This window comes from Halovenus marina, from assembly GCF_051414115.1.
Classification (GTDB): domain Archaea; phylum Halobacteriota; class Halobacteria; order Halobacteriales; family Haloarculaceae; genus Halovenus; species Halovenus marina.
Genome location: NZ_JBLKNZ010000001.1, coordinates 1888864 through 1906802 on the forward strand (window position 1 = coordinate 1888864; position 17939 = coordinate 1906802).

Annotated in this window: 16 protein-coding genes; 12 read left to right on the top strand and 4 right to left on the bottom strand. The window is 63.0% G+C overall.

Features of this window, described 5'->3' with window-relative positions; all coding sequences use genetic code 11:
* Positions 1 to 31: 31 nt before the first annotated feature.
* Genes ACMGFL_RS09710 through ACMGFL_RS09720 form a run of 3 tightly spaced genes read left to right on the top strand, consistent with a single transcriptional unit; the run spans position 32 to position 3488 of the window.
* Complete coding sequence (locus ACMGFL_RS09710) at positions 32 to 979, top strand: ABC transporter ATP-binding protein (protein ID WP_436935340.1); 948 nt, start codon at positions 32 to 34, stop codon at positions 977 to 979.
* Complete coding sequence (locus ACMGFL_RS09715) at positions 976 to 1764, top strand: ABC transporter permease (RefSeq protein WP_436935341.1); 789 nt, start codon at positions 976 to 978, stop codon at positions 1762 to 1764. The genes ACMGFL_RS09710 and ACMGFL_RS09715 overlap by 4 nt, the downstream gene beginning before the upstream one ends.
* 50 nt (positions 1765 to 1814) lie before the next feature.
* A complete protein-coding gene (locus ACMGFL_RS09720; RefSeq protein WP_436935342.1) occupies positions 1815 to 3488 on the top strand; it encodes a lipopolysaccharide biosynthesis protein in 1674 nt (557 codons plus the stop codon).
* A gap of 70 nt (positions 3489 to 3558) precedes the next feature.
* Here ACMGFL_RS09720 and ACMGFL_RS09725 read toward each other — a convergent pair whose 3' ends face one another.
* Entirely contained in the window at positions 3559 to 4206 is a 648-nt protein-coding gene (locus tag ACMGFL_RS09725) for a DUF420 domain-containing protein (RefSeq protein WP_436935343.1), read from the bottom strand.
* A 113-nt stretch (positions 4207 to 4319) separates the two neighbouring features.
* Between ACMGFL_RS09725 and ACMGFL_RS09730 the strand changes: the two genes are divergently transcribed.
* The 4 genes from ACMGFL_RS09730 to meaB all read left to right on the top strand — a co-directional run bounded on the left by ACMGFL_RS09730 (position 4320) and on the right by meaB (position 9999).
* Entirely contained in the window at positions 4320 to 5795 is a 1476-nt protein-coding gene (locus ACMGFL_RS09730) for a PAS domain-containing protein (RefSeq protein WP_436935344.1), read from the top strand.
* Positions 5796 to 5874: 79 nt separating this feature from the next.
* Positions 5875 to 8472 carry an efflux RND transporter permease subunit gene (locus ACMGFL_RS09735; RefSeq protein WP_436935345.1) on the top strand — a complete coding sequence of 866 codons (2598 nt, stop codon included), beginning with the start codon at positions 5875 to 5877 and terminating at the stop codon, positions 8470 to 8472.
* Positions 8473 to 8537: 65 nt separating this feature from the next.
* Positions 8538 to 8954 (top strand): cobalamin B12-binding domain-containing protein, encoded by a 417-nt coding sequence (locus ACMGFL_RS09740; RefSeq protein ID WP_436935346.1) that lies wholly within the window; start codon positions 8538 to 8540, stop codon positions 8952 to 8954.
* Positions 8955 to 8994: 40 nt separating this feature from the next.
* Positions 8995 to 9999, top strand: coding sequence for a methylmalonyl Co-A mutase-associated GTPase MeaB (gene meaB, locus ACMGFL_RS09745; protein ID WP_436935347.1), 1005 nt, complete (start codon positions 8995 to 8997; stop codon positions 9997 to 9999).
* A gap of 16 nt (positions 10000 to 10015) precedes the next feature.
* Here meaB and ACMGFL_RS09750 read toward each other — a convergent pair whose 3' ends face one another.
* Complete coding sequence (locus ACMGFL_RS09750; RefSeq protein ID WP_436935348.1) at positions 10016 to 10723, bottom strand: DUF2270 domain-containing protein; 708 nt, start codon at positions 10721 to 10723, stop codon at positions 10016 to 10018.
* Positions 10724 to 10837: 114 nt separating this feature from the next.
* On the opposite strand from ACMGFL_RS09750, the gene ACMGFL_RS09755 reads away from it, so the two are divergent.
* From ACMGFL_RS09755 to ACMGFL_RS09770, 4 genes are all read left to right on the top strand, one after another.
* The gene (locus ACMGFL_RS09755; RefSeq protein WP_436935349.1) at positions 10838 to 11773 is read left to right on the top strand and encodes an alpha/beta fold hydrolase; all 936 of its coding nucleotides are present in this window, start codon (positions 10838 to 10840) and stop codon (positions 11771 to 11773) included.
* Between the two features lie 149 nt (positions 11774 to 11922).
* Positions 11923 to 12741: a transcriptional regulator TbsP gene (tbsP, locus tag ACMGFL_RS09760; protein WP_436935350.1), complete on the top strand. Its 819-nt coding sequence runs from the start codon at positions 11923 to 11925 to the stop codon at positions 12739 to 12741.
* A 45-nt stretch (positions 12742 to 12786) separates the two neighbouring features.
* Positions 12787 to 14484 (top strand): YcaO-like family protein, encoded by a 1698-nt coding sequence (locus tag ACMGFL_RS09765; RefSeq protein ID WP_436935351.1) that lies wholly within the window; start codon positions 12787 to 12789, stop codon positions 14482 to 14484.
* Positions 14485 to 14587: 103 nt separating this feature from the next.
* Positions 14588 to 16135 (top strand): aldehyde dehydrogenase family protein, encoded by a 1548-nt coding sequence (locus ACMGFL_RS09770; RefSeq protein WP_436935352.1) that lies wholly within the window; start codon positions 14588 to 14590, stop codon positions 16133 to 16135.
* A 1-nt stretch (position 16136) separates the two neighbouring features.
* On the opposite strand, the gene ACMGFL_RS09775 is transcribed toward ACMGFL_RS09770, so the two are convergent.
* Both ACMGFL_RS09775 and ACMGFL_RS09780 read right to left on the bottom strand, forming a co-directional pair.
* A complete protein-coding gene (locus ACMGFL_RS09775; RefSeq protein ID WP_436935353.1) occupies positions 16137 to 16316 on the bottom strand; it encodes a DUF5786 family protein in 180 nt (59 codons plus the stop codon).
* Between the two features lie 76 nt (positions 16317 to 16392).
* Positions 16393 to 17082: a carbonic anhydrase gene (locus tag ACMGFL_RS09780; RefSeq protein ID WP_436935354.1), complete on the bottom strand. Its 690-nt coding sequence runs from the start codon at positions 17080 to 17082 to the stop codon at positions 16393 to 16395.
* A 310-nt stretch (positions 17083 to 17392) separates the two neighbouring features.
* On the opposite strand from ACMGFL_RS09780, the gene ACMGFL_RS09785 reads away from it, so the two are divergent.
* A complete protein-coding gene (locus ACMGFL_RS09785) occupies positions 17393 to 17866 on the top strand; it encodes a DUF7109 family protein (protein WP_436935355.1) in 474 nt (157 codons plus the stop codon).
* Positions 17867 to 17939: the final 73 nt, after the last annotated feature.

Consider the following 17939-nt stretch of genomic DNA (forward strand, 5'->3'; position numbering starts at 1 on the left):
GGCCTTTGCCTGACCGTCCGAATCCTCTCCTATGGATACCCTCGTGGCCGAGAACGTCTCGCGGCGATACGGCGAGACGGTCGCGCTGGATGGCGTCTCGCTGTCAGTCACCGAGGGGGAGATTTTCGCGCTGGTCGGGCCGAACGGCGCGGGCAAGACCACGCTCGTTCGGGCGCTCACCGGGACGACAGACGCCGAGGGGACTGTTCGATTGTGGGGCGAGGGACCGAGGGCGGTAAACCGCGAGCGGATCGGGCTACTTCCACAGGAGTTCGACCCGCCGTCGCGACTCACGGCGCGAGAACTGGTCGAGTACTACGGTGGACTGTACGACGAGGCCAGACCGGTCGACGACGTACTCGAATCGGTCGGCATGGACGGCGACGACGACACCTACTACGAGAACCTCTCGGGTGGGCAAAAACGCCGGACGTGTGTCGCGACAGCGCTGGTCAACGACCCGGACCTGCTGGTGCTCGACGAACCGACGACCGGCATCGACCCGGCCGGACGACGGACGCTGTGGAATCTGATCGAGGGGCTCGCAGACGAAGGGACGACTGTCTTCATCACCACCCACTACATGGAGGAGGCGCGCCGCCTCGCTGACAGAGTGGGCCTGCTCGCGGACGGCCGCCTCGTCGCTGTCGACTCGCCCGAACGACTCATCGCTGACCACGGCGGCGAGAGTCTGCTCGTCATCGAGGGTGAATTCATCCCGGCAGTCACCGATCGGCTCACACACGAAGCAGCAGTCACAGACGGAGAACTGCTGATCCAGAACGTGTCGCCCGAAGATATCGGCGATGTCATCGACCGACTCACCGACGCGGGCGTTTCCTATCAGTCGTTGACGTGGCGAGAGCCTGATCTGGAGGACGTGTATCTGGAACTGACCGATTCGAGCGTCGGTCGGACGGCGACAGAGCGGGACGTACCCGCCGGGGACGTCGCGGAAGCTGAGGTGGAAAGCCAGTGAGTCGCCTCGAGCGGATCACAGCGAGTACGCGAGCGGGCTGGCACAGCTTTCTGCGCCGACGGACGGCCGTGTTTTTCACCTTCTTCTTCCCGGCGATACTGGTCGTCATCTTCGGCGTGCTCGTCGGGACACAGCCGACCGACGGCGGGCTGTTTTCGGAACCCGCAGGCTGGTACGTCGCGGGGTACATCGGGGTCGTCGTCCTGTTCACGCCGCTCTCGCGCGTTGGCAGCGAGGTTGCGCGCCACAGGGAGGGGAGCCAGTTCGAGAAACTCGCGACGACGCCGCTGCGGCGCTGGGAGTGGCTGCTGGCACAGACGCTCGTCAACACCGTCGTCATCGGCCTCGCGACACTGCTTTTGGTGGGTCTGCTCTTCGCTGGAACGAGCCTGAGCGTTCCGCTGTCAGCCGAGTTGCTGCTCGTCGTGCCGTTCATCGTCGTCGGCGTCGCGCTCTTCTGTGCGATCGGTGCAATCCTCGGCAGTCTCGTCGACTCACGGGACGGCGTCGTCGCCGCGAGCAACGGGCTGGCGCTCCCGCTGCTCTTTCTCTCCGAGACGTTCGTCCCGGCAGAGATGCTGCCCGAGTGGCTGCCACTCGAACTCTCGCCGCTGACGTACTTCTCACGTGGTGTCCGGACGGTGACGCACGAACAGGTTCCAGCAGGGGGAGCCATCTTCGACTGGTGGCCGCCGACGAGCCCCGTTCTGAACCTGGCCGTCCTGTCGGTGCTCGCACTCGTCACGTTCGTCGTCGCCGCAGTGTTGCTTCCACAGACAGATTGACTGGTCGTCGAGATGCCCGGGAGATAAGCGAACGGCTTAAGAATGGACCGATGCTCCGGCCCGACAAGGACGTGAGTCAGGGCTCGACAGACGACGTCGAGGACGGTGAACACGACGTCGAGAAGATCGAAGGCGATGTCGAAGACGGTGAACGCGACGTCGATGAGAACGAAGACGATGTCGAAGACGGCGAGCGCGACGTCGATGAGAACGAAGACGACATCGGGGACGACGAACGCGAAGCGCTGGTGACGATTGCACGAGGGGCAGTCGTCACGTCGGGCGGCGTCTCGGCGCATCGAGTGCTGACGACCGCGACGGAGTTCATTCTCGCGCGTGGACTCGGCCCGCTCGCATACGGTGTGTACGCGCTCGCCTGGCGAATCTCGCAACTACTCGTTCGGGTCGTCACTTTCGGGAGTGTCCCGACGCTTCAGCGCTTTCTGCCGTCGGCGAACGACTCCGGCGAGCAGTCCCGGCTCACCGGACTGGCGTACGCGACGACAGTCGCCTTCGGTGCGCTCATCGCGCTCCTCGTCTGGCTGACCGCTCGGTGGATCAACGACCACACCGTCTCACATCCGGACTTTCCGCTGACGCTGGGGCTGTTCGGGACGCTAGTCGGTCTCGTCGGCCTGTTGATGGTCACGGCCGCAATCTTTCGCGCAATCGGGTCGGCACGCGGTGAGGTGCTTTTCAACAAACTGCTGCGTCCGGGTGCGAGACTCGTGGGTGCCGTCGTCGCGCTTTCGCTCGGATTCTCCGTCGTCGGCGTCACCGGAACCATCGTGGTCTGTACATTCGCGTTCGTCGTCGTCGGTGTGCCAGTCTCCGTTCGGGTGACCGGTATCGTTCCGCGGATCAGAGGCATCCGCGGTGAGGTGCGCCGGTTTTACAATCACGCCGGGCCGGTCGCGATGAGCAGTCTCGGCAAGATATTCCAGAACCGGATCGACCTCATCATGGTCGGGGCCATGCTCACTGCCGTCAGCGCAGGAGTGTATAATGTGGTGCTCGTCCTCGTCTCGATAGCGTGGATCCCGCTTCGGTCGTACAATCAACTCCTGCCGCCAGTCGCATCCGACCTGTATTCCAGCGGCCGGATCAGTGTCCTCAACAACGTGTACACGTCGGTGACGAGGCAGGTGGTCACCGCTGTTCTGCCCTTTCTCGCGCTGTTTGCGGTGTTCGGAGAGCAGTTGCTCGGCGTCTTCGGATCGACCTACACCGCCGGGTACGGTGCCCTGCTCGTCTACCTCGGTGGCGTCTTCGTCGGACACGCTGTCGGCGCAACGGGGTGGCTGTTGATCATGACGGACCACCAGTACGCCCGGATGGCACTCGACTGGCTGCTCGCCGTACTCAATATCGTGCTGACCTATCTGTTCATTCGCCAGTTCGGACTCGTCGGCGCTGCGCTCGGCACGTCGCTCGCGATCGCGGTGCAAAACAGCCTGCAGGTGCTCTTGCTCCGCCGGTTCGAGGGGCTGTGGCCGTTCGACCGAAGCTTCCTCACGCCGCTCGGCGCCGGGATGGTCATGGCCGCAGTGATGCTCGCCGCGCGGCAGACCCTCGCGGGCCCCCTCGCCGTCGCTGTCGGTGCCGTCGTCGGCGTCCTCGCCTACGTCGGATCGCTCCTCGTTCTCGGCGTCGACCCGCGGGACCGACTCGTCGTCGACGAACTCGTCGCGCGCTATCGCGGTGTGCTCGTGGATTGGCTGTGAGTTGCTGACGATCACGGCCCAGATCCCTCGTCTCCGTTCGTTCGCTGGCCTCTCCGTGGCCCGTCATCGGTCACGAGAGGTCAGGGATCAGTTCCCCCACAGAGACCGGAGCGAGCGCGAGGATCAGCAGCGCGTCCCGGGGCTCCGAGGCGTAGACGTGGTTCAACAGCAGGTAGGTGACGATGCCCAGAAAGAGACTGAGAATCCACGCGCTGGCGGCGATCCGTCCGACCTGGGCCTTTCGTGTCTCTGTCAGCTCGGAGGGCGAGTGAGTGAGTCCAAGCAAGACGACATAGAGCACGACGGGAACGGAGACGACCGAGAGCACGATGTGGATCGCGAGCATGATCAGATAGACGATTGTCACCAGATCGGGAGCGATGATCGACTTCTCGGTGCCGCCGCCGATTTTGAGCAGGTAGACGACCAGAAAGAGGAGGATGAGGACGAACGCGGTCACCATCGCGGCGCGGTGTCGCTCGTAGTCGCCGTCTTTGATGTAGTAAACGCCGAGTACCAGCGCAGTCAGCGCCGTCGTGTTGATCGCAGCGATGAGATGCGAGAGCAGATTGACCGTCGACTGCGAGAGGTCGGGATAGATGTTCAAGACGCCCGCAAATGTCCCGATCACGAGCGCGTAGCCGATCACGCTCAACACTGCCGTCACCGTAATTGGCCGCGCCCGAATCGTCTGTCTGACTCGCCCTGTCGCTGCCATATCCGACACTCGGGGTTGACGGATAAATCGGCTTTGGATCCGCGGCAGTGGCCAAACCAGTTTGGCGGTGTATTCGTTGTCACGAGGACAGTACGTACATTCGAGCTAAGTTAATGTCTCGGAGAGAGGACAGTACGAACGCCGGATCCGGGTCTGGGGTCGACGTCGACCTAGACAGCATTCCCGACGCTGTCGTGATAGCGAACTCCGACACCGGTCGCATCGTCGAGGCGAACACCGCTGCCGGTGCACTATTTCACTGCCAGCCCGCGGAACTCGTCGGCCGCCACCAGTCGGAGCTACACCCATCTAACCACGGTGACTACGAGGAGGCGTTTCGACGAGCGATCGACGGGCAGCGAGTGAACCGGCTCCAGACTGGCGAGCCGCTGTACATCGAAACGCTCGACGAGCGGCACGTACCGGTCGAGATCAACGCGAAGCGGCTGCATACGTCGGAGGGCGTACTCGTCCTGGGTGTGTTCCGTGAGGTGACCGACCAGCTGGATCGCGAACGCCGCCTGGAATCGGCAACTAGCCGACTCGAAACCCTTCTCGACGCACTCCCGGTTCCGGTCGCCGTGCTCGACGTCGACGGCACCGTCGAGCGCTGGAACCGGGCTGCCGAGGCGACGTTCGGCTACGCCGCCGAGTCGGTTCTCGGCCGGTCGTATCCGCTCTTTCTCGAAGACGAGGAGTTCGACGAGCTGTTCGAGCAGGTTCTCAACGGCGGGATCCTCGACGGCTACGAGACAGCCCATCGGGCGCAGGACGGGTCACGGGTGCCCGTCGAACTGTACGCCCGGCCGATCTACGAAAACGGCACGTTCTCGGGGATCGCTGGGGCGGCAATCGACCTCTCAGAGCGACAGCATCGCGAGCAACAACTCGACGTCCTCCACCGCGTACTGCGGCACAATCTGCGAAACGAACTAACAGTCATCCGAGGCTGGGCTCAACAGCTCGATCCCGTGAGTTCTCACGAACGGAACGCAGTCGAGACGATCAGCGCAGCCAGCGACCGCCTGCAGGCGTTGAGTGAGGAAGCGAGCCGGATCCGAACTGGTCTCACTGACGACGTACAGCAGACCGATTCGCTGTCGATCCCGACGGCCGTGTCGCGCCTGTCCGAGCACGTGACCGAATGGGAACCGGCAACGACGATGACAGTCGAGCGGTCGGGACCGGGTGCGGTGCCCCGCCGCGGGGTGCAGGCTGTGTCCCAGTTGTTCGACAGCGTGTCGAGTCATGCAGACGAATCGACGCTCGAACTGACCATCGAGACCCACAGTCAGTATCTGCTTTTGGAACTGACAGCCGACGCACCCGTACTCCCTGCCGGAGAGCGGACGCTCATCGAGACCGGGAGTGAAACGGCGCTGGAACACGGCAGCGACCTGGCGGTCGCTCAGGCGTACCTGGGGATACAGTCGGTCGGCGGGGAGATAACGATCGCAGACGCCACTGACGCACCACCTGCCAGCAGACTCTCCGTCGAATTGCCACAGACCGATGTCGACGCCAGCCCAGCACGAGGTGGGATCGACACCGGCGACTCCGCAGACGGGCCGATCACAGAAGATATATAGGCCCTGAATGAACATTCAGTAATATGAGCGAGTGTCGTCGTAGACATACTTGGCGAACAGCACGCGGAGGCAAGCGGAAATGAGCCTCGCGGACCGCCTCTCGGAGACGATAACGACCTACAGCCGGGCCGTCATCGCCGTTATGCTCGTCGTGACGGTTCTTGCAGGTGCCGGAATGGGAATGGTCGAACAGTCGTCGTCGCTCGACCAGTTCCAGGGCGACACCACGGAAGCGGAGAAGCTGAACTACATCGAGGACAGGGATAACTTCGCGACTGGCGACGAAAACTCGTCGACGGCACAGGTCATCCTCCGGGGCGAGAACGTCCTCTCGCAGGAGATGCTAGTCGAGACACTTCAACTCCAGCAGGCGTTCCGAGACAACGAGACCATCGGCCCGACGCTCTCACAAAATCGGCCGACTGTCGGCGTGGCCAACCTGGTCGCAACGGCAGCGATACGCAGTCAGCAGGAGGCAGGACAGCAGACTGGTCCACCTACACTCGAAACACAGATTGCCGCGCTCGAGTCGATGAGTCCCGCTGCCTTCGAGCGAACGCTTCAGGCGGTGCTGGGAGACGGTGCGAGCGGACTCGCCTTCATGCCGACACACTACGAGATTGGGTCGACGAGCGCGAACGCGACGATGCTGCTCGTCACCCAAGAGATGGGCGGCAGTGCCGGTCAGGGCGGGACCGCACCAGAGGCGATCATCGACTCGCAACTGACCATGCAGACGCTCGCGAACGACTACGCGGAGGCGGGCGGCGGTGACGCCATCGTCTTCGGCGCCGGGATACTGAGCGAGGAGATCAACAACTCGATGGGTGACAGCCTCGCAATCGTCGGGCCGCTCGCGCTCCTGTTTGTCCTCCTCGCGCTGATCATCGCGTACCGGGACCTGCTCGACATCCTACTCGGTCTGTTCGGCATCGTCGCCGTCCTCGTCTGGACGTTCGGCTTCATGGGCTGGGCCGGGATCAACTTCAACCAGTTGTTCATCGCAGTTCCGGTGTTACTGATCGGGCTCTCTATCGACTACGCAATTCACATCTTCATGCGCCACCGCGAACAGCGCCAGGAGGTCGGTGAGTACGGCGACGACGACGTGCGTGGCTCGATGCGAGTCGCGCTTGCTGGCGTCGGGCTCGCGCTCGTCTGGGTGACAGCAACCACCGCAATCGGCTTCCTCTCGAATCTCACGAGTCCGGTCCCGCCGATACAGGACTTCGGTATCGTGAGTGCAGTTGGAATTACGGCCGCGCTGCTCATCTTCGGTACCCTGATCCCCGCGCTGAAAATCGAAGTCGACACGTTCCTCGAAGGGCGCGGGTTCTCCCGGAAAAAGCGCGCCTTCGGAACGGGCGGCGGTCGGTTCAGTCAGGCCATCTCCGTGGGCGCGACGATGGCCAGAAAGGCCCCGATGGTCATCCTCTTGCTGACGGTCGTCGTGAGCGGTGTCGGAGCCTACGGAGCCACGCAGGTCGATACCAGCTTCAATCAGGAGGACTTCATCGCGGAGGACCCGCCCGCGTGGACGGACAACCTCCCCGAACCCTTCCGGCCCAGCGAGTACACGATGAAGGAGAACCTCCAGTACGTCAACGAAAACTTCGTCCGCGAGGATTCACAGGCACAGATCCTCATCGAGGGAGAAATAACGAACCCCGACACGTTACAGCGGATCGCAGCGGCCGAACGCGCGGCCGCCGAAAGCGAGGTTGTCGTTACGCTCCCAGACGGTAACGCCGATATCCAGAGTCCGCTTCGGCTGATGCGAGCGGTCGCCGGGGAAAACGAGTCGTTCAACGCCACCTTCACTGCAGCAGGTGGCGGCCCGACCACCGCACCCGACCAGAACATCGAACAGCTCTACGACGAACTGTTCGCCGTCGCACCGGAGCAGGCCCGCAACGTCATCAACCGAGTAGACGGCAACTACGAGGCGCTCCGGATGGTCATCTCGACGAGCGGAACGGCGTCGATGAGCGACGTGACGAGCGAGATGCGAATTATCGCAGACGGGATCAACGGGAACGGAATCGAGGCGACTGCGACCGGCCAGACCATCCTGTTCGACATCGTGCAGAAACAACTGTTCGATACGGTCATCCAGAGCCTGCTGATCACGCTCGTCGCAGTCTTCGCCTTCCTGATGGTCGCCTACCGGATCACCGACGGCAGTGCGACACTCGGCGTGATCACGCTGCTTCCCGTCGTGTTCAGCGTCTCGTGGATTCTCGGCACGATGTACCTGCTTGGAATCCCGTTCAACGTCATGACGGGAATGATCACGAGCCTGACTGTCGGACTCGGCGTCGCCTACAGCATCCACATGAGCGAGCGGTACAAACTCGAACTCGACCGGACAGGCTCGGTCTGGGAAGCGATGTCCAGAGCGACCACAGGCACGGGTGGCGCACTGCTGGGCAGCGCCGCAACGACGGTCGGTGGCTTCGGCGTGCTCGCATTCGCTATCCTCCCGCCACTCCAGCAGTTCGGGATCATCACCGGGATGACGATCATCTACGCGTTCCTCGCGAGCGTGCTCGTCCTCCCGAGTCTGCTCGCCCTCTGGACGAGATATCTCGGTCCGGAGGTTTCCTTCGACGTGCCGGCTGGGGAGTTCCCAGCGGCCAGCGACAGCGGGACAGTCGAGGAAGCGCAGGACGACTGATACTGTCCCATCTCGTGTACTTCCAGAGGCGTAACAGTCAAACAGCGACCGACCGAACTGTGGGTATGTCCGAAGCGGAACAGCGCCAGATCCGGTGTCTCGTCGCCAAGGTCGGACTCGACGGGCACGACCGGGGGGCACACGTCATCTCTCGGGCGTTCCGGGACGCCGGGTTCGAGGTCATCTACTCAGGACTTCACCGTGAACCCGAAGAAATTGTTCAGGCCGCCGTTCAGGAGGACGTCGACGTACTCGGCATCTCGATTCTCTCGGGAGCACACGACACGCTCGTCCCCGAGATAATCGAGGGACTCAAGTCGTACGGTGCGTTCGATGACACGCTCGTCCTCGTCGGCGGGATCATCCCAGACGAAGACGAGCAGGAACTGAAGGCGATGGGCGTCGCGGAAGTGTTCGGTCCCGGCGCGTCGATGGACGAGATGATCACCTTCGTCAGGGAGAACGCACCCGACCGGTCATGACCGGGAACCGCAGTCGATCAGCGGCGCTCTGGAGTCACAGATGAGTGACCTCGTTTCGGAGTTGCTGGCAGGCGACCATCGCGCACTCGCGAGAGTCATCACGAACATCGAAAACCGCGAGGACGGGTATCGGGATGTCGTCGCTCGACTGCATCCCCACACCGGGGACGCGCGGGTCATCGGCGTCACCGGGTCGCCGGGGTCGGGGAAGTCGACACTCGTGGACAGACTCGCGAGTGCGTACCGCGAGCAGGGGCTGACGGTCGGCGTCATCGCAATCGACCCGTCCTCGCCCTTTACCGGCGGCGCAGTGCTGGGTGACCGCATCCGGATGGCATCGAACGTCGGCGACATGGAGGTGTTCGTCCGCTCGATGTCGGCCCGCGGGAGCCTCGGCGGTCTCTCGACGGCGACGACCGACGCGGTTCGCGCGCTCGACGCCTTCGGGAAAGACCGGATCATCATCGAGACGGTCGGCGCGGGCCAAAACGAGATAGATATCGTCAAAACCGCGGATACGGTCGCGGTGCTAGTACCGCCCGGAAGCGGTGACGACGTCCAGATGCTCAAAGCCGGAATCTTGGAGATCGGCGACCTGTTCGTCGTCAACAAGGCCGACCTGTCGGGCGCAGACCGGACGGTTCGGGAACTCCACGAGATGCTCGAATACGGACGTGAGGCGCCCGAGGCCGTCGCAGACGAGGACAGCGCGGCGGAATCGGAGTGGCATCCGCCCGTGATCGAAACGGTCGCAACCGAAGGAACCGGCATCGAAGACGTGCTCGATACACTGGATTCACACAGCGAGTACTTGCTTCGGTCGGGACGCGACGAGGAGTTACGCCGACGGCGCTACCGCGAGGAGATCCAGACGCTACTCCGAGAGGACATCAACGGACTGCTCGCGGAAGAAATCGACTCCCGTGGCGGACTCGACCAGTTCGTCGACCGCGTGTGTGCGGGCGAGACGGACCCGTACACCGTCGCCGACGAACTCCTCGAACCAGTCGCAGACTGCATGACCAGCGAGAATGCAGACGAGTGAGAGCGGTCGGAACGCACTATTTCCAGTCGTCAGTGTCGGTCTCGGACTGGAGTTCGCCTTTCGCTTTCCGACCACTCGGCCAGAACGTCAGCAGGAACACAATCGCGTAGAACAGCCCGACGCTCGTGAGAACGAGCGCACCGGAGATGCCGCCGACAGCGGCCGTCTCGACGACGCTGGTCGATGGCGACGCAAACACGGTCAGTCGGACGACCCACGCGAACAGCAACACCGATATGAGGGGAAGATAGACCCGTCGAAGCCGACGAGCGATCGCCTCGCGAACAGGTATCTTTATCGTCGGTTCGCGCAGGTCTTCGCTGAGCAGTTCGCGCCAGGCCGTCTGCTCGACACCTTCGGGGTCGAGTGCGTTCGCAAACACGTTCTCCTCGAGGAGTCGCACCCGGGACCGCCAGATGTCGTAGACCCGATATCGGCGGGCTTCGATCCCCAGAAAGACAGTGACCATCACAACCCCGACGAGGAGAATGTAGTGTGGGCGTGAATCGGCAGAGAACGCCCAGGTGAGCAGCGTCGCAGCGAGCACGACAGCCCAGTTTGTCGTCCTGTCGATCCGCGTCCGCCACGAGGTGGTGCGGCCGAGTTCGCCACGATATGTGTGTGCCATCAGCGAGAGAAAATCGGACCGGTCGGTGGCCGCCTCACCGGCGATTTCGCGTTCTTCGGGTGATTCCGGATCGAAATCGCCCTGAATGTCCGACATACGTTCACATACGAAAAGGGGGTAAGTAAACCCCAGCCACGAACGAATCCTATCCCCCGAGGGCCTGCACCCGCAGATGTAACTTATAACACCAGGTGACACATAGTGAGTACTATGAAACTCCGAAACGTCCTGCTCGGTGTCGCGGGTACAGTCGGCGGGATTGCAGTCGCGAACAGGGTTCTCGCTGGCGACGACAGCGAGTTCGAGCCATTTCTCGACGGCGAAACGGGAACGTACCGCTGGCGCGGGTTCGATATCGCCTACACCGAACACGGCGACCCAGAGAATCAGGATCTCCTCTTGATCCACGGGACGAGTGTGGCGGCGTCGAGCCACGAGTACCACGCCGTCGTCGACGAACTCAGCGAGGAGTTTCACATCATCGCGCCGGACCTGCCCGGCTTTGGACACTCGGACCGCCCGCCGCTTCTGTACTCCGGGGCGCTGTACGAGACGTTCGTCGCGGACGCGATTACAGATCTCACCGACGAACCGCCGGTCGTCGTCGGGTCGTCGCTGTCCAGTTCCTACGTCGCCGCAGCGGCCGAAACTGTCGATGTGGACCGACTCGTGTTGGTCTGTCCGACGGACTCCTCGATGGGCAACCGAAACGTCTGGGTGCGTGGAATAGTTCGCTCGCCGGTCGTCGGCGAAGGACTGTTTAATCTCATCACCAGCAAGGCATCGCTCCGGCATTTCAACGCTGACCACGGCTACTACGACCCTGATGCACTCTCCGACGTGGTGCTCGACTACGAGTATCAGACCGCCCACCAACCCGGCGCGCGCTTCGCACCAGCCTCGTTTTTGAGCGGCTTTCTCGACCCCGAGACCGAACTGGCGGACGCACTGCAGGCCGTCGATGCACCCGTGACGCTCGTGTGGGGTCGAAACACCGAGGTGGCGCCGCTCGACCGGGGACGCGAACTCGCTGAAACTGCCGATGCCGGGTTCGTCGTCTTCGACCAGGCCAAACTCCTCCCTCACTGTGAACACCCCGGACAATTCGTGTCGGTTGTCCGAGACGACATCGCTGTCGAGCAGTAACTCGACAGATTGAGATCGGCCCTTTTTGCTTCCTCAGCTACCAGAGAGCGTTTTTCTGCAGTTGTGTATATTCCTATCGAAATATGTTACACTGTAATAATATTGGCCAGAACTATTAAATGCAATACTCTCCCTGTATATGAAATAAGATGCTCGAATCAGACCTGTTTGAGGAAAGCGTCGGGGCGGTGCTGTCCACAGCGCTCGAACACGCAACCGACGAAGCATTTGTAATCAACCCATCACAGCATGCGATCGAGCGGGTCGTCGAAGCGCTCGATTCGATGGACGACCCGCCGTCGATCCGGCTGTTCGTCGACGAAGAACCGATGAAGGCACTCACCGACGACTTTCTGGTCGCGAGTGTCGTCGCTGATCTCGTTGTCAACGACACGCTCTCGATTCGGACACTCGCTACGGTTCCGCGACACGCGCTCGTGTTGACCGAAGCCGGACTCGTCTCAGTTATCGAAGGAAAGGGCGAAGCCGCAGGGCTGACAACAGGTGTCGAGGACTTCGTCGCCAATCTGTACGCGCGATACGAGGACGAGTGGGCAGATGCCGAGGAGTTCTCGCTGCGAACGCCTGCGCTCTCACACGTCAGAGAGACACTCGAATCGGACATCAGCCCCGAGGCGGTGGCCGATTTCGACGAGATCCTGGAGACGCTCGACACTGCCCGTGGAGATGGTGACGGGCTAGACGAAGTGGAGATCAGCCTGCTCGTCGCGGCGAAAAACAACGTCCTCCTGTACGACATCAGCCGGTGGGGCGAGGATATCCGGCTGGCGAGCAAGGCGACCTTTTCCCGGAGCAAGAATCAACTCGAAGACGCCGGTATTATCGAGACGGAGAAGGTCCCGATCGAGGTGGGTCGACCGCGGCTCCGGCTCAAACTCGGCTCCAGCGAACTGGAGACCGCCTCGCCGTCCGAACTGGTCGAACAGACCCGGTCGGCGCTCGCGTAGGTTCGTCCCCCGACGCTTTTTTAGCCGCCAGCCGTCCGGACAGGTATGACAGTAGGTATTGTCGGTTCCGGGCCCGGCGCAGCGGCGGTCGAGACCGCTCTCGACGACGTCGGTGTCTCGACCCGATCGATCGATGTCGAGGAGTTCGAGGCGGTCGAGACTGCAGTCGTGATCGGACAGACAGGGGAGACCGTCTTCGAGCGGGCGAACGAGCGAGCGCTCGCCGAGGGAACAGACTGGGTCGCCGTCGAACTCGGCGGCGTCGGCGGGATCCCGATCGTCGACGCCGCCGTCTCGGGCTTTGCGCCCGACTCGGGCTGTTACGAGTGTCTCAGCGGCCGCGTCAGCGCCAACCTCGACCCACAGGCCGAACCCGCCGCAGCACCCGCCGCACACACTGCCCGATTCGCTGGCGCAGTCGCCGGACGGGAAGTCGCGCGTGCGGTCACCGGCGACGCGGACATCTTCGGGCGCGTAGTCATCGTCCCCTTCGACGAGCGGGAGTTTCTGCCACTTCCGAACTGCGTCTGTGACGACGGGCGAACGCAGAACCTCGACCGCGAGTGGGTCGACCGAGGGATCGAGGAGTCACTCGCCCGCGCCGAGCGAGCAATCGACGACCAGTTCGGTCTCGTGGCGGAAGTCGGCGAGGCCGAATCCTTTCCCGTTCCCTACTATCTCGCCCACAACTGCGATACTGCGGGCTTTAGCGACGCGAGCGCCGCCCGCGACGCGGCTGGCGTCGACGCCGACTGGAACGCCGCCTTCATGAAAGCGGTCGGAGAGGCGCTCGAACGGTACTGCGCTGGCGTCTACCGGACTGATAGCTTCGAGACGGGAACACCTGAGGAGACAGCAAACGCCGTCGCTCCGGACGCATTCGTCACCGAGTACGACCCCAACACGGAGTCCATCGAGTGGGTCGAGGGGGAGGACCTCGTGACCGGAGCGCCCGTCTCGCTTCCGGCCGAGTTCGTCCACTACCCGCCACCGAGCAGACGCTATCGGTCGGCAGTCACGACGGGGCTGGGGCTCGGAAACAGCACCGTCGAGGCGCTGCTCGCGGGGCTGTACGAGGTGATCGAACGGGACGCGATGATGCTGTCGTGGTACTCAACGTTCGAACCGCTGGAACTCGCCGTCGACGACGAAACCGTCGAGACGCTCACTGACCGGGCGCAGGCGGAGTCACTTTCGCTGACCCCGCTGTTGCTGACCCAGGACGTGGACATTCCGGTGGTTGCGGTCGCCGCCCACCGCGATGAGTGGCCGTCGCTCGCGTTCGGAACGGGCGCGCACCTCGATGTCACGCGCGCCACGGAATCGGCGGCCGCCGAGGCGATACAGAACTGGATGGAGTTGCGCGGGATGGGCGAGGACGACGCGGCGGCCGCCGCTGGCGCGATCGGTCGGTACGCGGGACTGCCCGACTCGGTGGCGTCGTTTATCGACGCCGAGACGACCGTGCCAGCGGATTCGGTCGGTCCCGACGAAGTTCCGAAGGGCAGAGACCAGCTGGAGGCAGTCCTCGACCGGATCGAACGCGCCGACCTGAACGCGTACGGCGCCGACCTGACTACCAGAGACGTGGCTGCGGTCGGCTTCGACGCAGTTCGGGCGGTCGTCCCGTCGGCCCAGCCGCTCTTTCTCGGCGACGCCTACTTCGGCGAGCGCGCCCGGTCGGTGCCCGAAACGCTCGGGTTCGAGGCACGTCTCGACCGCGACCATCATCCGTTCCCCTGAGTGATTGTACTCGGGCCTGACCGACATCCCATCTCTGCCCATGTGTGCTGTTCCGTGCTACCGCACGGCATTCTTTTCACGTCAGAAGCCGAACGTTTACAGTATGTCCCGCAGTGAACCCTACCGACACTACATCGACGGCGAGTTCCAGTCCGGCCACGGCGACGAGGCGTTCGAGAGCATCGATCCCGCAACCGGCGAGACGCTCGGCGAGTTCGTCCAGGGGACCGAGGCTGACGTAGAGCGCGCAGTTGCGGCGGCGGATTCGGCGTTCGAGGAGTGGCGGGAGTACTCCTACATCGACCGGGCGGAGGTTCTCTGGGAGGTCTTTCACGAGTTGCGCGACCGCCACCAGGAACTCGGAGAGATCGTCACCAGAGAGTCCGGCAAGGAGATAAGCGAGGGAAAAGCGGACGTGACCGAGGCATGGCACATGGTCGAGTGGGCGGCGGGCAACGCGCGCCATCCACACGGCGACGTCGTCCCCTCCGAAATCGCCGCGAAGGACTCGTACATGCGACGCAGGCCACGCGGTGTCGTCGGCTGTATCACCCCCTGGAATTTCCCGGTCGCCATCCCATTCTGGCACATGGCGGTCGCACTCGTCGAGGGCAACACCGTCGTCTGGAAACCAGCAGAGCAGACGCCCTGGTGCGGACAGATCGTCGCGGAGATGCTCGACGATGCGGGGATTCCGGACGGAGTGTTCAATCTGGTGCAGGGCTTTGGCGACGCTGGGGAAGCACTCGTCGGTGACGACCGCGTCGATACAGTGCTCTTTACCGGATCCGCGGAGGTCGGCCACGAGGTTGCCGGTCGGGTCGGTGCGGAGCGAGGGAAAACTGCGTCCTGCGAGATGGGCGGAAAAAACGCCATCGTAATAACTGAAAACGCGGATCTCGACGTGGCAGTCCACTCGGCGGTGCTGTCCTCGTTCAAGACGACCGGTCAGCGGTGTGTCTCCTCGGAGCGACTCATCGTCCACGAGGGCGTCTACGAGGCGTTCAAAGAGCGCTTCGTCGACCTCTCCGAGCAGGTCACCGTCGGTGACCCACTCGACGAGGACACCTTCATGGGGCCACTCGCGGACGAGGCGCAGGTCGAGAAGTTCCACGAGTACAATCAGATCGCTCACGACGAGGGGGCGACCGTACTCGTCGACCGGGCGGATCTTCCTGACGAGGCGATTCCGGAGGGGTGCGACGGTGGCTTCTGGGTCGGCCCGTTCGTCTACGAAATCGACTACGACCCCGACCTGCGCTCGATCACCGAGGAGGTGTTCGGGCCACACGTCGCGCTCATCGAGTACTCGGGGCCGGTCGAACGGGCCGTCGAAATCCACAACGAGGTGCCCTACGGTCTCGCCGGGGCAATCATCAGCGACGACTACCGCGAGATCAACCACTTCCGCGACCACGCCGAACTCGGACTGGCGTATGCGAATCTTCCCTGTATCGGCGCCGAAGTGCAGTTGCCCTTCGGTGGTGTCAAACAGTCAGGAAAAGGGACGCCACATGCACGCGAAGTGATCGAGGCCGTCACCGACCGGACGGCGTGGACAGTCAACAACAGTCGGGATATCGAGATGGCGCAGGGCCTCTCCGCTGCGATAAGGACCGAATCCGAGACGGGCGCAGAAACAGACCGGTGAGTTACTCGTCGTCGTCTTTCATCTCGCCGAGACGGCTGACGAGATCGTCGGTTGAGGCTTCGGACTCGAACTGGACCTCACCCTGATGGTCGTTCTCGTGGACGTTTACGGCCTCGTGGTCGTCGTCGTTGTTTGTCTCTTGCTTTTCTTGCTCGGATTCATCGTAGCTTCCAAACCCCATATCTAGTCCAAGTGGAGCCAGCGGTTTATATTGGGCGGTTCAGACCAGTCTGCCAGCGGATCGTAACGAGCAGCCCTCAGTACTCCCAGAGTCGTCTGATCCGTCCGTCGATGTCCGGATGCGACGCTCGGAGCCGTTCGGGGTCGCGGGTCCCGTCGACGTTGATGACGTGCACTTCACCTCGCTGTCCGCCGTAGATGTCCTGGAAGTCGTAGACGACGCCGACGGTCGTGACAGAATCAGGCACGTCGGGGCTGTTCAGGAGTGCATCGATCTGCCGGTCGACGTTGTACTCGACGAGAGAGTTGATCGCCATCGGCCGGTCGAGATCCGCGGGCAGTCGCTCGAACCCGGGTTCGAGGGTCTGTCTCAGCAGACCGATGCAGTACTCGATGCCGGGCGGTTCCGAGGTTGCCTGGATGTCGCCCTGAAGCACGTCGTAGGCCGCGGTGACGGCACCACAGCCAGTGTGACCGACGACGATTGCAGTCTCGGTTCCGGTGTGAGCGAGCGGATAGAGTACGTCCCCCGAAACGACCGCGCCGGTCGGCGTCTCCTGTCGCACCCGGTTGCCGATGTTGCTGTGCGTGAACACCACCCCGGGGGTGTGATTGTGCCACATCTCGTCTTGCAGTACGCGCGAATCGCCACAACAGACCGTCACAGCACGTGGCCGCTGTGCCTGCTGAAGATGGTCGAACTGCTCGTCGAAGTCGCTGGCGTGTTCGCTGTTCCCCGCGAGCAGTTCCCGGAGCGTCTCGTTCACGTTGGGCCACCCTCCCGCATACACAGCAGTTCGTGCGGGGTCTGAGTAAGGTTTCGAAAGGTGTCGGTGGTTCGATTGGAGAAAGGCGGACGGCCGAGGAGAGCGACCCGGAGACGAGCGCCGTCGGGACGGGAAATTAGATACCGGCATCGACGTGAAAAGCGTCTACTACCGGCAGGGGACAGTTACCCGCGGGGACTCATAAATCTCCTGTCAGCGGCGGTATTTCGCGGTGTCCCCGACGGTTCTGCGCGAGGCGAGGTTGCCCGGTTCCACGAACCCTCAAGTGCGTCGGGGCCGGTGTCAGAGCATGGACGTGACAGCCGACGAACTCGCGGGGGTGGTCGACCTGTTCGGCGGGTTGACCCGCGAAGAACTCGACACGGCGCTCGCGGAACTCGCCTATCGTGGGGGCGAGGAGTACGACACAGACGCCCACGGGCAAGCAATCGACGGGGCTATCGAGAGCTATCATCTGATTGTCGTCTCCGAGCACGGCCTGGATTCGGTCGTGAATCCGGTACTCGTTGCGGGGCCGACAGCCTTCCCCGAGTTGCCGCCAGACGCTCGTGACCTGCTGCACATTCTCGACACCGAACCGCGGGAAATCGAACGCTCCGCCGCCGCCAGCGGCGCAATTTCGACGTTCAGACGCGACGTGACCGAGGCCATCGACGAAGACGACACCGACCGAATCGCCACGTTGCTCGATTTGAGTTACGAACTCGAAGCGTGGGGACCGATCGATCTCAGTGACGAACGTGACTGGCTAGACGAGGTGTGATAGCAGCCGACAACCACATAAAACCCGTGCCAGTCACCCCCATCCGGGGCCGGTGGAGAGTGGTTCCGAGTGA

What these genes read in the sequence shown, in the direction of transcription:
- ACMGFL_RS09710 (WP_436935340.1), top strand. Translation starts at nt 32, where the DNA reads ATGGATACCCTCGTGGCCGAGAACGTCTCGCGGCGATACGGCGAGACG.
- ACMGFL_RS09720 (WP_436935342.1), top strand. Translation starts at nt 1,815, where the DNA reads ATGCTCCGGCCCGACAAGGACGTGAGTCAGGGCTCGACAGACGACGTC.
- ACMGFL_RS09725 (WP_436935343.1), bottom strand. Translation starts at nt 4,206, where the DNA reads ATGGCAGCGACAGGGCGAGTCAGACAGACGATTCGGGCGCGGCCAATT.
- ACMGFL_RS09730 (WP_436935344.1), top strand. Translation starts at nt 4,320, where the DNA reads ATGTCTCGGAGAGAGGACAGTACGAACGCCGGATCCGGGTCTGGGGTC.
- ACMGFL_RS09735 (WP_436935345.1), top strand. Translation starts at nt 5,875, where the DNA reads ATGAGCCTCGCGGACCGCCTCTCGGAGACGATAACGACCTACAGCCGG.
- ACMGFL_RS09740 (WP_436935346.1), top strand. Translation starts at nt 8,538, where the DNA reads ATGTCCGAAGCGGAACAGCGCCAGATCCGGTGTCTCGTCGCCAAGGTC.
- meaB (WP_436935347.1), top strand. Translation starts at nt 8,995, where the DNA reads ATGAGTGACCTCGTTTCGGAGTTGCTGGCAGGCGACCATCGCGCACTC.
- ACMGFL_RS09750 (WP_436935348.1), bottom strand. Translation starts at nt 10,723, where the DNA reads ATGTCGGACATTCAGGGCGATTTCGATCCGGAATCACCCGAAGAACGC.
- ACMGFL_RS09755 (WP_436935349.1), top strand. Translation starts at nt 10,838, where the DNA reads ATGAAACTCCGAAACGTCCTGCTCGGTGTCGCGGGTACAGTCGGCGGG.
- tbsP (WP_436935350.1), top strand. Translation starts at nt 11,923, where the DNA reads ATGCTCGAATCAGACCTGTTTGAGGAAAGCGTCGGGGCGGTGCTGTCC.
- ACMGFL_RS09765 (WP_436935351.1), top strand. Translation starts at nt 12,787, where the DNA reads ATGACAGTAGGTATTGTCGGTTCCGGGCCCGGCGCAGCGGCGGTCGAG.
- ACMGFL_RS09770 (WP_436935352.1), top strand. Translation starts at nt 14,588, where the DNA reads ATGTCCCGCAGTGAACCCTACCGACACTACATCGACGGCGAGTTCCAG.
- ACMGFL_RS09775 (WP_436935353.1), bottom strand. Translation starts at nt 16,316, where the DNA reads ATGGGGTTTGGAAGCTACGATGAATCCGAGCAAGAAAAGCAAGAGACA.
- ACMGFL_RS09785 (WP_436935355.1), top strand. Translation starts at nt 17,393, where the DNA reads ATGGACGTGACAGCCGACGAACTCGCGGGGGTGGTCGACCTGTTCGGC.